The following is a 13,163-nucleotide window of genomic DNA, read 5'->3' on the forward strand; positions in this document are numbered from 1 at the left end:
GCCACCCGGTGTTCCCACCTCTTGGAGGGCGGTGCGTGTCCTCCGACCGGCATGCCCGCAGCGAGGAGGAACGGCTCGTGAGCCAGTACGTCAGCAGGCTCGGGCGTCGCTCACCGGCGGCCACCCCGCGGCTCCGGCTGCTGCGCAGGCCCCGTCGCGTCGCCATGCTCTCCGTGCACACCTCACCGCTCCACCAGCCCGGCACCGGCGACGCGGGCGGCATGAACGTCTACATCGTCGAGCTCGCGCAGCGCCTCGCCGCGATCAACATCGAGGTCGAGATCTTCACGCGGGCGACGGCCGGGGGACTCCCGCCGTCCGTCCAGCTCGCCCCCGGCGTCCTCGTCCGCCACGTCGACGCCGGACCGTACGAGGGCCTGGCCAAGGAGGAGCTGCCGGCCCAGCTCTGCGCCTTCACGCACGGCGTCATGCAGGCCTGGGCCGGCCACCGCCCCGGCTACTACGACCTGGTCCACTCCCACTACTGGCTCTCCGGCCACGTCGGCTGGCTCGCCGCCCAGCGCTGGGGCTCCCCCCTGGTGCACGCCATGCACACCATGGCCAAGGTCAAGAACGCCAACCTGGCCGACGGCGACACCCCCGAGCCGGCCGCCCGGGTCATCGGCGAGACGCAGATCGTCTCCGCCTCCGACCGCCTCATCGCCAACACCGCCGAGGAGGCCGACGAGCTGGTCCGGCACTACGCCGCCGACCCGGCCAAGGTCGCCGTCGTCCACCCCGGCGTGAACCTCGACCGCTTCCGCCCCTTCCCCAAGGGCTCCGAGCCCGCCCCGGGGGAGACGGCGAACGCCCGCGCCGCCGCCCGTGCCCGCCTGGGCCTGCCGCAGGACGCGCTGATCCCGCTCTTCGCCGGCCGCATACAGCCCCTCAAGGCGCCGGACGTGCTGCTGCGCGCCGTGGCCGTACTGCTCGACGAGCGCCCGGACCTGCGCTCCCGTATCGTCGTCCCGGTCGTCGGCGGCCCCAGCGGCAGCGGCCTCGCCAAACCGGAGGGCCTGCAGAAGCTCGCCGCGCGGCTCGGCATCGCCGACGTCGTATGGTTCCGCCCGCCGGTCGGGCAGGAGCAGCTCGCCGACTGGTTCCGGGCCGCGTCCGTGCTGGTGATGCCGTCCTACAGCGAGTCCTTCGGCCTGGTCGCCATAGAGGCCCAGGCGGCCGGTACGCCGGTGCTCGCCGCCGCGGTCGGCGGCCTCCCGGTCGCCGTGCGCGACGGGCACACCGGCCGGCTCGTCGAGGGCCACGACCCCGCGGCGTACGCGCGCGTGCTGCGCGATTTCGCCGACCACCCCGAGCTGACGTCCCGGATGGGCGACGCCGCCGCCCGGCACGCCCAGTCCTTCGGCTGGGACAGCGCCGCCGCCGCGACGGCCGACGCCTACACGGCCGCGATCCACTCCCACCGCCGTCGCGTACGCTCCCACCATGGCTGAGGCAGCACAGAAGACGGCACAGGTCGTCGAGGAAGCACTGCGGGACGCCGAGCTGGAGTGGGAGAGCCCCGAGCCCGGCAACTACGTCGTCAAGCTCCCGGGCACCCGCAAACTGTCGACGACCGTCTCCCTCCTCCTGGGCCGGCATTCCCTCTCGCTCAACGCGTTCGTCATCCGCCACCCCGACGAGAACGAACCGGCCGTCCACCGCTGGCTGCTGGAGCGCAACCTCAAGCTGTACGGCGTCGGCTACGCCGTCGACCGCCTCGGCGACATCTACGTCACCGCGAAGCTGCCCCTCGCCGCCGTCACCCCCGACGAGATCGACCGGCTCCTCGGCCAGGTCCTGGAGGCCGCCGACGGTGCCTTCAACACCCTGCTGGAGCTGGGCTTCGCGTCCGCCATCCGCAAGGAGCACGAGTGGCGCACCAAGCGCGGGGAGCCGACGCGGAACCTGGAGGCGTTCCGGCACCTGATCGAGCGCGGCGAGGACTGACAGTGATGATTGCTGTGGCTCCGCCCGGGGGTCTGACTCAAGGACTGACTGGCGCTACGGCTGTCCTTCTCTCGATTTGTCGGCCGTCCGGGCGGGACCACAGCGCGCGTGGCCGGTCAGGCATCTGTGACTTCATAGGAGCCCGGCCAAAGGTCCCATCACTGTCTTGTCCGTCTGCCCGACCGGCACGTGCCCTCGTGTACGCGTCGTACGGAAGGACACCAGGCTCCAGCATGGCAGCAGACGAGATAGCGGTCATCGGCGGCATCGATACCCACACCGACGTCCACCAGGCCGCAGTGATCGACACGGTCGGCCGGCACCTGGCCACCGAGGCGTTTCCCACCACCCCGGACGGCTACCAGCAGTTGCTGGACTGGCTGCGCCCGCATGGCGAACTGCTGGCGGTGGGCCTGGAGGGCACGGGCGCCTACGGCGCCGAGATCGCCCGTTTCCTGACCGCCAACGGCATCACCGTCGTGGAGGTCGACCGCCCTGACCGCAAGGTCCGTCGGGACAACGGCAAGTCCGACCCGGTCGACGCCTACGCCGCTGCGACCGCCGTGCTGTCCGGCCGGGCCTCGGGCACGCCGAAGACCCGCAACGGGATCGTGGAGGCCATCCGTACCCTGCGCGTGGCCCGCAGCTCGGCGGTCAAGGCCCGCACCCAGACCATCAATCAGATCCGCAATCTCATCGTGACGGCACCCGCGGTGGTCCGGGAGAAGCTGCGGGCTCTGACCACCAGCGAGCTGATCGGCACTCTCGCCCGGTCCCGTCCCGTCGGTGACCTCTCCGATCCGGAGCACGCGGCCAGGGTCACACTGCGCAGGCTCGCCCGCCGCTACCAGCGGCTCTGCGAGGAGATCGCCGACGCCGACGCCGATTTGGGCCCGCTGGTCACCCGGGCCGCACCCCGGCTGGTCGCCCTGCCTGGCGTCGGCCCCGAGACTGCGGGCCAGTTGCTGACCACCGCGGGCGACAACCCCGACCGCCTCCGCTCGGAAGCCTCCTTCGCGCACCTATGCGCAGCCTCTCCAATCCCGGCATCATCGGGCCGGACACACCGGCACCGGCTCAACCGCGGAGGCGACCGGCAGGCCAACCGGGCTCTCCACACCATCGTGCTGGTCCGTATGCGCTACGACCAACGCACCCGCGACTACGTCGCCAGACGCACCACCGAAGGCATGACGAAGAAGGACATCGTCCGCTGCCTGAAACGGTTCGTCGCTCGCGAGGTCTACCGTCACCTGCCCCGTCCTCAGATCACCACTGAACAACTCGCCCAAGCCGCTTGACGATCTATAGGAGCTTCGGGGCCGGGCCTCAGGACCCACCTCCGCCCCCGTCCCGGCCGCTGGTGCGGTAGCGGCCGGGCGTGACCCCCACGAGCCGCTTGAAGTGCCGGGTCAGATGGGCCTGGTCGTAGAAACCGGTCAGGGCGGCCACGTCGGCCGGGGCCCGCCCCGCGAGCAGCAGCCGCCGGGCCCGGTCGACCCGCCGGGACATCAGGTACTGGTGCGGCGCGATGCCGTACGCGCCGCTGAACGCCCGTACGAGATGGGCCGGATGGGCGGCCACGAGTGCGGCCGCCTCCTCCAGCCCGATCCCCAGGACGACCCGCTCGTCGAGCAGTTCGCGCAGGTGGCGGGCGAGGACCGGATCCCGGCGCTCCGGGCTCTCCCGGTGGCGGAGCCGCAGATGCTCGTGCAGCCGCTCGCCGATCAGGGTCAGCCGGCTCTCCGCCTCCAGTTCGTCGCCGGGCAGGGTGAGCACGGAGTGCAGTTGCCCGACCCGTCGCCGCAGTACCGGGTCACGCAGGTCGGGGCCGTCCACGGCCGGCCCGATCAGGTCGTCGCACAGCCGGGAGGCGTCCAGGTACAGGACGCGCTTGCGGAAGCCGTCCGGGGTGGCGGGGGAGCCGTTGTGCGGCACGTGCGGCGGCAGCAGCGACACCGTGTCGTGCGGGGTGCCGTGCTCGTGCCGGTCCAGGTCGTACCGTACGGCCCCGTCGTCGACGATGAGCAGCGTCCACGCGTCGTGGACGTGCATCGGATAGGCGTACTCGGTGTAGTGGGCGTGGAAGACCTCCACGACACCCGGGACGCGGGGTCGCCAGGCGGAGACGTTCCGCTGGTCCTGGTCGGCCATGCAAAAAACGTACAAGACCCGGCCGTACACCGACCGGCAGTCTCACCCCATGAGCACGCACGCCGCAGACGACCCCATCCGCTTCGACACCAAGATCGCCGTCCTGCTCCGCGAGGACCTGGAGACCTGGCAGCGCCTCAACGTCACCGCCTTCCTGGTCAGCGGGCTGGGCAGCCAGTTCCCCGAGGTGATCGGGGAGCCGTACGAGGACGCCGACGCGGTCGGCTACCTGCCGATGTTCCGCCAGCCGGTCCTGGTGTTCGAGGGCACCAAGGAGACGCTGACGAACGCCCACGCGCGCGTGCTGTCCCGCGCCCTGCCCCGCGCGCTGTTCACGTCCGACCTCTTCGGCACGGGCAACGACCGCGACAACCGGGCGGCGGTGCGGGCCGTGCCCACGGCGGAGCTGGACCTGGTGGGCCTCGCGGTGTACGGGCCGAAGAACGCGGTGGACAAGGTGCTGAAGGGGGCACGGATGCACCCGTGAGGACGCGGGCGTGCGCAGGCTGCCGTCAGGCCGCACCGACCTCGGTCTTGGCGGGCGCGGGGGCACCGGTGGGCCCGGCATCGGTGGGCCCGGCACCGGTGGGCCCGGTGGCTTCCGGAACCTCGGAGGCGAACGTCTCCTCCTCCGGCAGCCCCCGCATGAGCGCCCAGTACCCCACCGCCGCCACCGTGCCGACGACCGCGCAGACGCCCCACAGCCACTCGGCGCCCCAGCGGTCGATGACGAAACCGGACATCAGCGGGGCGACGAGGGCGGCGACCGCCCAGGACATGGTGTACATCCCCTGGTAGCGCCCGCGCCCGTGCACGGGGGAGAGACGGACGACGAGCCCGGTCTGGGTCGGCGCGTTGACGATCTCGGCCAGCGTCCACACGCACACGGTGAGCGCGAAGACGCCGACCGACCCGGCGAAGGCGGTGAGCCCGAACCCGTACCCGGCCAGCAGGGACGAGGCGACGAGCAGCAGCCGCGGATCCCGGTGCTCGATGAACCGGGTGACGGGAATCTGAAGTACGACGATCAGGACACCGTTGACGGCGATCGCCATGCCGAAGTCGGCCGGCGTGAACCCTGCCTCGCCCATGGCCACCGGCAGCCCCACGTAGGCCTGCTGGAAGATCAGGGCGATGAGGAAGGACAGCCCGACGACGCTCATGTAGCGCCCGTCGCGCAGGACGGTCACGAGGGAGACGGGCGTGCTCTCGGCAGCGGCCCGTTCCTCCTCGGTGCCCTTCCGCGGCCGGGACTCGGGCAGCTTCACGAAGATCAGGACGGCGCAGGCCATGGTCATGCCCGCCTCGATCAGGAACCCGGCGAGGTAACTGACCTCGGCGATGAACCCGGCCGCCATGGAGGAGACCGCGAAGCCGAGGTTGATGGCCCAGTAGTTGAGCGAGAAGGCCCGGATACGGTCCTCGGGCCGCACGATGTCCGCCATCATCGCCTGCACGGCGGGCCGGGAGGCGTTGCTCGCCATGCCGACCAGGAAGGCGACGGCCGCGATGGCGACCGGGTCCCGCATGAAGCCGAGCAGGGCGACGGACAGCGCGGTGGAGGCCTGCGCGACCAGCAGCGTGGGCCGCCGCCCGAGCCGGTCGGTCATCACCCCGGCGCCCAGCGAGGACACGACCCCGCCCAGCCCGTGCAGAGCCGCCACCAGTCCGGCGTACGAGGCGGAGTACCCGCGGTCGATGGTCAGGTACAGCGCCATGAAGGTGGCGACGAAGGCCCCGAGCCGGTTGACCAGGGTGCTGGTCCACAGCCACCAGAACTCGCGGGGGAGCCCGGAGACGGACTCCCGCGCGGCACGTCTCACTCCGGCGACTGTCATGGGACCCCCGTGGACGAAATGCGGCTGTAAGTGGCTCTGGCGGTGAGCACAACTTACGAGCAGAGAGCTGCGGGAGGCCACTCGATTAACACTTCTCGTCAACTGTCCGACCGGCGGGCGCGGCGCGCGGGCGGTCGGGCGGTTCGATTACGCTCGGAGCCATGGCCGACGCACCGTACAAGCTGATCCTCCTCCGCCACGGCGAGAGCGAGTGGAACGAGAAGAACCTGTTCACCGGCTGGGTGGACGTCAACCTCACCCCGAAGGGCGAGAAGGAGGCGACGCGCGGCGGCGAGCTGCTCAAGGACGCCGGCCTGCTGCCCGACGTGGTCCACACGTCCGTCCAGAAGCGCGCGATCCGCACGGCCCAGCTCGCGCTGGAGGCCGCCGACCGCCACTGGATCCCCGTCCACCGCCACTGGCGGCTGAACGAGCGCCACTACGGCGCCCTCCAGGGCAAGGACAAGGCCCAGACCCTCGCCGAGTTCGGCGAGGAGCAGTTCATGCTGTGGCGCCGCTCCTACGACACCCCGCCCCCCGCGCTGGACCGCGACGCCGAGTACTCCCAGTTCTCCGACCCGCGTTACGCGATGCTCCCGCCGGAGCTGCGCCCCCAGACGGAGTGCCTCAAGGACGTCGTCGTCCGGATGCTCCCGTACTGGTTCGACGCGATCGTCCCCGACCTCCTCACCGGCCGCACGGTCCTGGTCGCGGCGCACGGCAACTCGCTCCGCGCCCTGGTCAAGCACCTCGACGGCGTCTCCGACGCCGACATCGCGGGCCTGAACATCCCGACCGGCATCCCGCTCTCCTACGAACTGGACGCCGAGTTCAAGCCGCAGAACCCGGGCGGAACCTACCTGGACCCGGACGCGGCCGCGGCGGCGATCGAGGCCGTGAAAAACCAGGGCAAGAAGAAGTAGGCGTCCACGAATGAGCCCCCTACCTGCGGTTTCTCCGCCGGGAGGGGGCTTTTCGGTGCACCGGGGCCGTCGTGGGGCCGTCGATGGTACGTCCGCTCGCTAAACAGCAGGCTGACGCCTTGGTGCCCTCCTATGTCACCTCCTTGATTGATGACCGACGGAAACCTGATCTGGACCGCTGGAGTGGTCGACGCTGGCTACCTGCTTTGCTCGGATCGGCCGCATGATCCAGGCGGCCATGACGGCCCCCACTGCGCCGATCACAGCCGCGACTACCTCAGACACGGAACCCCCCTGTGGAGTGGTATGCGGTATTGCGCCCGGAAAGCAGCGTGCCTCCTCCGTCATACAGTCCGCAACTATGGCAAATCCCAAGGTTCCGCAGCCCAGAGCCACTTCATTCAAGTCGCTACGGAAGGACGCTTCCGTACGGGCTCAACCAGACTTTCCGCTTACCTCTGGTCGACGGAACCGGCAGCGTGGTGAAGGCCGGTGGGGGTCCAGCGAGGCACACGCTCGCCTGGTCGGTCGGCACCCGCCGTCGGTGGTGGCCGAGGGCCGCCGGGTCATCGGCAACATCACCCGGGTCGCGACCCTGTTCCTGGTGAAGACCGTGTACTCGGTGCTGCTGGCGATCCTGGTGGTCTGCTCGCAGGTCGAGTACCCGTTCCTGCCCCGGCACCTCACGCTGCTCTCCACGCTCACCATCGGCGTCCCGGCCTTCTTCCTCGCCCTCGCCCCGAACAAGGAGCGGGCCAAGCCGCACTTCGTACGGCGCGTGATGCGGTACGCGGTCCCGGGCGGGGCGGTGGCCGGGGTGGCGACCTTCGCGACGTACCTCCTCGCCCGGCAGCACTACGTGGGTCCGGGGGCGCTGGACGCGGAGACGAGCGCGGCGACGCTGACGCTGTTCCTGATCTCGATGTGGGTGCTGGCGATCGTCGCCCGCCCCTACACCTGGTGGCGGGTGGTGCTGGTGGCGGCGATGGGCGCGGCCTTCCTGGTGGTGCTGGTGGTGCCGTGGCTCCAGGACTTCTTCGCGCTGAAGCTGGTGGGCGTGACGATGCCGTGGACCGCCGTCGGCATCGCGGCGGTGGCGGCGACCGTGCTGGAACTTCTGTGGAGGTGGGTCGACCGCCGCGTACCGGCCTAGCCGGAGGGCCGGGCGGTTCCGGCGCGGGGAGGACACCCGGTCCGAAAAGCGTGAGCATTCCGGCGCCAAGTGTCCTCGCGGCGCTCATCTGAGCGTACGGAGGACACTCGGCCGCCAAGTGCTCACGTCCGCGACGAAGGCCCTAGTACTCCAGTCGCAGTTCGCTATCGCCGCTGGTCAGAGCCGATTTTCTGAGTGTACTCGGCTGATGCTCCGTCAGCTTGCGGGAGCTCGTGACCTCGGGTGCGGCGGCGGTAGTGGCAGCGTCTGGCGATGGCCTGGTGGCGCCTGCGCCAGTGGGACCAGCTCATCGCGTGGCCGGTGCGCCAGCAGTGTGTCGGCGATGAGCGGCCAACTGCCAGGAGTCGCCGGATTTCTGCCACGGTGAGCGGTTCGAGAACGCCGGAACCGTTTCTGCCGCCCCGTTACCGTTTTCGTGGCCTCGCAAGGAGGCTCCCGGCCTTCGGCCTCGGTATGACTTGAGCCCCCCTTTTCGGCCGCCGCTGACGCTATGGCGGCGAGAAAGGCGTGAGCGAGCATGGCCAGGGTGATGTGCCGGTACCACCCCGGATACCGGCGGACCTCGTACTGGTCGAGGCCGCACTCGTTCTTCGCGGCCTGGAAGGCTTCCTCGATCGCCCAGCGAGTCCCGGCGACGCGCACGAGTTCGGCAACGGCGGTGCCGTTGGGCGCGTAGGCGAGGTAGTAGGCGATCTCTCCCGGGCGGGCCAGGCTGCGGCGGGCCAGGACCCAGCGCTGATGGGTGGGCTGATCGCCGTCGAAGTCGTCGATGGCGGGCAGTTGGGCCGCGGCCCAGTCGTAGACGCGCGGGCCTTTCGCGCCGTTGCCAAGGATCAGTCCAGGTACTCAGGCGCATTACGAGTGAACCAACGGCCGAGTAGGCATGGCTCACGCCGGCAGCGGTTTCCCGGCCGTGAGTCAGGTGGCGTTGGCGGAGGCGGGTGAAGGCGGTGGGTCTGGGGCGGTGCGGGAGAAACCTTTTGATCCGCTGCGCACATTCACGTGGGCTAGCCGTGTTGGTGTCGCACTCCAGGTCGTAGTCACCGTGACCGTGGACCAGGTCGTACTGGTGCGCCGCAAGGCCCGGCGGGCGATCGCCTCGGGCCAGTTCGCGGCGGGCCAGCTCGTCCAACGGGCAGTGAACACCGACGAATAGCACGTCCTCGGGCCGCAGCACGGCCAGGCAGTCGAGCAGCCGCCACGGCTCGCTCAGCACATGGTCAACCACGATGTCGTTGCCCGACTCCGCCATGGCCGCGATCGAGCTGTGGAAACCCAGCCTGGTCCGCCGCAGCGCGGCATCGAGCTCCTCCGCCCCGAGCTCCCGCTTGCTGCGCATCGCGTTGAAGCCGTCGACCGCCATGTGGAAGAAGACACCATCGTCCAGGATGCCCAGAAGCTCACTGGCGATGCTCGACTTCCCTGAACTGGAGGTGCCGTTGAGGAAGATGATCCGACCAAATGCCATATCGGCATGATCACACGTTGCCGCCGCCGCGCTCAGGAGATTGCCAGCAAATCTCGGCGACCAGCGGGGTTCGCAAGAGACCCGGTCCGAACACGGATTGTGATCGAGTGGGTGGGACCTGGTGCGGAGACGGCTGCGGCCACCGGTGATCACCGTGAGGTGTGTGGACTGACGATGAAGCGGTGGGCGCAGGCGTAGCGCGGCGACCAGTAGCCTGCGACGATCAGCCGTCGCGCGCCTGGAGGTGCCGTGGAAGCTACTGCTCTCGTCAGTCCCGACCACTTGTGGTCGGCGCAGGAGGTCCTGGTTCGTTCGAGCCCTGTCCCGGCGGCGGCAGGGGTCTACGGGTGGCACTTCGAGCAGCCGCCCCACCCCGACCTGAAGGCCGGGCGCCTGCTGTACGTCGGTATAGCTCCGCGGTACATGGCGAACCGGACCAGCACCCAGAACCTGCGCAAGCGGGTGCGCTACCACTACCGGGGCAACGCGGCCGGCTCGACCTTGCGGCTCACCCTCGGCTGTCTGCTCGGACTTGAGTTGCGCCGCGTGGGCAGCGGCAAGCGGATGACCTTCGGCAAGGCTGGTGAAGCCACCCTGAGTCAGTGGATGGCGGACAATGCGCGGGCGTGCTGGATCGAGCAGAGCGAACCGTGGGACCTGGAGTCACAGCTCATCTCCCAACTCGACCTTCCGCTGAACCTCGACCAGAACCGCCACAATGCGTTCCACAGTCGCCTGAAGGAGTTACGGGCCCAAGCGCGCCAACGGGCGCGGGAGTTGCCTATCAGCTCGTAGGTCACCGAACGAGTCGTCGGGCCATTGCCTGGGCCGTCCCTGGGTCGTCCGAGGTCACTCAGCAGTGGCCGACAACGACCAATGCGACCGCTGGGCCGCCCACGAGCACCGTCCTGACCAGCGAGAACCCAGCTCCCCAAGATCCCCGACAACACCCAGGGCAAGAAGAAGTAAGCCCACAGCATCGAGCCCCCGCGCCGTGGCTACCTCGCAGCGCGGGGGCTTACTGGTGGGCCCGGGCAGCCTCCTGGGCCGGTGGCTGGACGATCAGGCCGTGCTCAGGACGGCCAGGCATCGGCCATTTCGAAGGAGACGGCCGTTCCTCCGAGGTGGCTGGGCCCGGCGTGCCACGAGTGAGCGATGGAATCGACCAGGAGCAGCCCGCGCCCGTGCGCGTCGTCGGCGTCGGGGTGCCTCAGCCGGACGCTCCCCGGGAGCCCCGGGTTGTGCACTTCGACCCGGAGGGAAGTCCCCTCGCGGAACCACTCCACCCGGACGACCCAGGGCTCGTCCGACTTGCCATGGACGACGGCGTTCGTGATCAACTCCGAGAGCATCAGGAGGCAGTCGTCGACCGAGCAGGCCGGATAGTAGGGAGTGATGAGCTTCCGGAACCAGCGCCGTGCCCGAGGAACGGACTCCGCGACAGGGTGCAAGGTCATCGCGCCGAGGCGCGGTGCGTCCTCGCAGGGGTAGCGGTCGATGGTGTAGGCCACCCTGAACTCACTCCCCGCCGCTGTCGTCGCAGTGGAGACAACGCCGCATTCGACCACGGCACTTGCCTTTGTCTGCGCTGACCAGCGCCGGCCTCGACGGTCTCACCACGGAAACCACAGCAGGAGAAGGCCCCATCCCGGACGACGCCATACAGCACCCCTCACCCTCAGGCCGAAGGCCACGACTCAGCCTCTCTAGACATCTAGGTTCCCGGGTTGTCTCTAGAGATGTCAAGGTGGGTGAGCGGACCCCCGGCATCGCGACTACATGCAGCGAGCGAACACCCGACCTGTGGCCTAAGGTGTCTAGAGAAGGAAGGGGAGCTACGGGATGGCCCACACCGAAGACGACCGTCGGCCCAAGTACCAGCGGATCGCGGAAGCCCTGCGCGAGGCGATCCAGTCGGGCGAGTACGGTCCTGGTGATCGGCTGCCGGGGGAGAACGACCTCATGGCCACGTACGGCGTGGCCCGCATGACGGCACGCCAGGCCTTGAGCGTCCTGCGGGACGAAGGTGTCGTCGAAGCACGCAAGGGCGCCGGCGTGTTCGTCCGGGAGTTCCGTCCGCTACGGCGCCGAGGCATCCAGCGCCTGGCCCGACAGCAGTGGGGTAACGGCCGTTCCGTCTGGGCGGCGGACGTCGAGGACCGCTCACTCGAGGTGGACCACGTCACGGTGTCCGAGGAAGCCGCGTCCGACCACGTCAGCGGGGTTCTGGAGCTGGCCGGCGAGGAGACGGTGTGCGTGCGGCGCCGACGCTTCGTACTGGACGGCAAGCCAGTCCTGCTCGCGACGAGTTACCTGCCCGTGTCACTGGTCGCCGGGTCCCCGATCGTCCGGGAGGACACCGGACCGGGTGGCACGTACGCCAGGCTCGCCGAACTCGGCTGCAAACCGGTGCACTTCCGCGAAGAGATCCGCTCACGTATGCCGTCGAAGGACGAGGCCACACAGTTGAGCATCTCCGCGGGCACCCCGGTCATCCTCATCTGCCGCACCGCGTTTACGGACGAAGGCCGCCCCGTCGAGTTCAACGAGATGACGCTGGACGCCGCCTCGTACATCCTGGAGTACGACTTCGACGCGTGAGTCCAGAACACGTGGGGGGCGATGGGCTCCACGGGCGGTTCATGCGGTTCACTTCGGAGCGAATCTGTATGACCATGGCCGCCAGGGTCGTGCTTCGACGGGCAGGTCCACAGACTGCCCCCGGCCCGCCGGATGGTTGCGGGCCGTGATCACTCGCCCCGGAGCGGCTCCGGCCCGAAGCCGCTCCACTGGACGCGGGTGTGTCAGAGGAGGTCTCGCCAGAAAGGGGCCGTCGCTCGCGGCTTCCAGTGGGCGTCGACCTCGCCCCGCACCTCGTCGAACTCCTTGTGCAGGTAGTCGACCAGGTCCAGCCCGTAATAGATGATGTCGGTCTGCCACATCGAGAGCACCGGATGCCCGAAGTGTCCCCGGCCGGCGGGCAGGTACCGGTGGGCATACACGGGGACGAGTACCGGTGCCTCCGCAAGGTGATGCCGTGCCGTGCCCAGCGCGGTCGCCGCGTCGGCCGGACGCTCGCCCCAGCCCTCGTACCAGAACCCGTTGTGCTCGACGTCGAGCAGGACGCCCTCGACCGGCCAGTCGAGCTGTCGCCGCCAACTGTCCCGGTCACCGTCGCGCCACTCCGGCCACGGCCTCGACCAGGTCTGGCCGTCCTCGGGAGGGGTGTTGACCGGTAGGCCGGCCGCGAGGAACGCCCGGTGATCGTCCGCGAACTCGAAGCCGTACTCGCGCTCGATGCGCGTGAACTCGGCGTCCGTCAGCCCCGGTTCGAACTCGTACAGACCTGACCGCGCCAGGCGACGCGCGGCCTCCGTACCCAGGCGGGTTCCCTCACTGTTGATCACAGCCGCACGCTAGCGCCGATCTGAGGTCTCCGTCATCCGAGTTGTGCGCGGCCTCCTTCGCGAGGTCCGTGCCGTGCAGCGCGGCGCACGGCCGCCGCCTCCTGCCGCTCCACCGGTCCCGCGTGTGTGCGGCGCATGCGTGCGGTGGGCGCGGCGGGCTGCCCCGGCCGGTCCCGCGGTGCCTGGAAAATGCCGCGGACAGGCCCTGGCGCACGCCGGAGATCGTACGATTGTCACGAGGTGAGGGGGCCC

General features: G+C 69.8%; 11 protein-coding genes and 3 pseudogenes. 8 read left to right on the forward strand and 6 right to left on the reverse strand.

Features of this window, described 5'->3' with window-relative positions:
* Window positions 1-77: 77 nt before the first annotated feature.
* The 3 genes from mshA to B1H29_RS20195 all read left to right on the forward strand — a co-directional run bounded on the left by mshA (window position 78) and on the right by B1H29_RS20195 (window position 3,248).
* Window positions 78-1,451, forward strand: a complete 1,374-nt coding sequence (gene mshA / locus B1H29_RS20185) for a D-inositol-3-phosphate glycosyltransferase (protein ID WP_055417820.1) — start codon at window positions 78-80, stop codon at window positions 1,449-1,451.
* A complete protein-coding gene (locus tag B1H29_RS20190) occupies window positions 1,444-1,947 on the forward strand; it encodes a YbjN domain-containing protein (RefSeq protein ID WP_055417184.1) in 504 nt (167 codons plus the stop codon). The genes mshA and B1H29_RS20190 overlap by 8 nt, the downstream gene beginning before the upstream one ends.
* A 233-nt stretch (window positions 1,948-2,180) precedes the next feature.
* On the forward strand, window positions 2,181-3,248 hold the full coding sequence (locus B1H29_RS20195) for an IS110 family transposase (protein ID WP_055417183.1): 1,068 nt from the start codon (window positions 2,181-2,183) through the stop codon (window positions 3,246-3,248).
* Between the two features lie 28 nt (window positions 3,249-3,276).
* Here the strand turns inward: B1H29_RS20195 and B1H29_RS20200 are convergent, their stop codons facing one another.
* Complete coding sequence (locus tag B1H29_RS20200) at window positions 3,277-4,101, reverse strand: AraC family transcriptional regulator (protein ID WP_055417586.1); 825 nt, start codon at window positions 4,099-4,101, stop codon at window positions 3,277-3,279.
* Window positions 4,102-4,150: 49 nt separating this feature from the next.
* Here B1H29_RS20200 and B1H29_RS20205 point away from each other — a divergent pair, with 49 nt between their 5' ends.
* Entirely contained in the window at window positions 4,151-4,588 is a 438-nt protein-coding gene (locus B1H29_RS20205; protein WP_055417819.1) for a DUF2000 domain-containing protein, read from the forward strand.
* 25 nt (window positions 4,589-4,613) lie between these two features.
* Here B1H29_RS20205 and B1H29_RS20210 read toward each other — a convergent pair whose 3' ends face one another.
* Entirely contained in the window at window positions 4,614-5,939 is a 1,326-nt protein-coding gene (locus tag B1H29_RS20210; protein WP_055417585.1) for an MDR family MFS transporter, read from the reverse strand.
* Window positions 5,940-6,100: 161 nt separating this feature from the next.
* Here B1H29_RS20210 and B1H29_RS20215 point away from each other — a divergent pair, with 161 nt between their 5' ends.
* Complete coding sequence (locus tag B1H29_RS20215; protein WP_055417584.1) at window positions 6,101-6,862, forward strand: phosphoglyceromutase; 762 nt, start codon at window positions 6,101-6,103, stop codon at window positions 6,860-6,862.
* 538 nt (window positions 6,863-7,400) lie between these two features.
* Window positions 7,401-8,015: pseudogene (locus B1H29_RS20220) on the forward strand (cation transporting ATPase C-terminal domain-containing protein); the annotation flags it as partial.
* 307 nt (window positions 8,016-8,322) lie between these two features.
* Here the strand turns inward: B1H29_RS20220 and B1H29_RS40210 are convergent.
* Together B1H29_RS40210 and B1H29_RS20230 are read right to left on the reverse strand one after the other, a co-directional pair.
* Window positions 8,323-8,864 (reverse strand): annotated as a pseudogene (locus B1H29_RS40210) (hypothetical protein); the annotation flags it as partial.
* A gap of 76 nt (window positions 8,865-8,940) precedes the next feature.
* Window positions 8,941-9,504: pseudogene (locus tag B1H29_RS20230) on the reverse strand (chloramphenicol phosphotransferase CPT family protein); the annotation flags it as partial.
* A gap of 423 nt (window positions 9,505-9,927) precedes the next feature.
* Between B1H29_RS20230 and B1H29_RS20235 the strand changes: the two are divergent.
* Window positions 9,928-10,299, forward strand: a complete 372-nt coding sequence (locus B1H29_RS20235) for a GIY-YIG nuclease family protein (protein ID WP_234392974.1) — start codon at window positions 9,928-9,930, stop codon at window positions 10,297-10,299.
* 278 nt (window positions 10,300-10,577) lie between these two features.
* On the opposite strand, the gene B1H29_RS20240 is transcribed toward B1H29_RS20235, so the two are convergent.
* On the reverse strand, window positions 10,578-11,015 hold the full coding sequence (locus tag B1H29_RS20240; protein WP_055417580.1) for an ATP-binding protein: 438 nt from the start codon (window positions 11,013-11,015) through the stop codon (window positions 10,578-10,580).
* A gap of 331 nt (window positions 11,016-11,346) precedes the next feature.
* On the opposite strand from B1H29_RS20240, the gene B1H29_RS20245 reads away from it, so the two are divergent.
* A complete protein-coding gene (locus B1H29_RS20245; protein ID WP_055417579.1) occupies window positions 11,347-12,105 on the forward strand; it encodes a GntR family transcriptional regulator in 759 nt (252 codons plus the stop codon).
* Window positions 12,106-12,308: 203 nt separating this feature from the next.
* Here the strand turns inward: B1H29_RS20245 and B1H29_RS20250 are convergent, their stop codons facing one another.
* Complete coding sequence (locus tag B1H29_RS20250) at window positions 12,309-12,911, reverse strand: hypothetical protein (RefSeq protein WP_055417578.1); 603 nt, start codon at window positions 12,909-12,911, stop codon at window positions 12,309-12,311.
* Between the last annotated feature and the right edge of the window lie 252 nt (window positions 12,912-13,163).

Source organism: Streptomyces pactum, assembly GCF_002005225.1.
GTDB classification, from domain to species: domain Bacteria; phylum Actinomycetota; class Actinomycetes; order Streptomycetales; family Streptomycetaceae; genus Streptomyces; species Streptomyces pactum_A.

Bases quoted from the DNA above. Each gene is read 5' to 3' on its own strand.
- B1H29_RS20190 (WP_055417184.1), top strand. From the start codon at position 1,444: ATGGCTGAGGCAGCACAGAAGACGGCACAGGTCGTCGAGGAAGCACTG.
- B1H29_RS20205 (WP_055417819.1), top strand. From the start codon at position 4,151: ATGAGCACGCACGCCGCAGACGACCCCATCCGCTTCGACACCAAGATC.
- B1H29_RS20215 (WP_055417584.1), top strand. From the start codon at position 6,101: ATGGCCGACGCACCGTACAAGCTGATCCTCCTCCGCCACGGCGAGAGC.
- B1H29_RS20200 (WP_055417586.1), bottom strand. From the start codon at position 4,101: ATGGCCGACCAGGACCAGCGGAACGTCTCCGCCTGGCGACCCCGCGTC.
- B1H29_RS20195 (WP_055417183.1), top strand. From the start codon at position 2,181: ATGGCAGCAGACGAGATAGCGGTCATCGGCGGCATCGATACCCACACC.
- B1H29_RS20235 (WP_234392974.1), top strand. From the start codon at position 9,928: ATGGCGAACCGGACCAGCACCCAGAACCTGCGCAAGCGGGTGCGCTAC.
- B1H29_RS20245 (WP_055417579.1), top strand. From the start codon at position 11,347: ATGGCCCACACCGAAGACGACCGTCGGCCCAAGTACCAGCGGATCGCG.
- B1H29_RS20210 (WP_055417585.1), bottom strand. From the start codon at position 5,939: ATGACAGTCGCCGGAGTGAGACGTGCCGCGCGGGAGTCCGTCTCCGGG.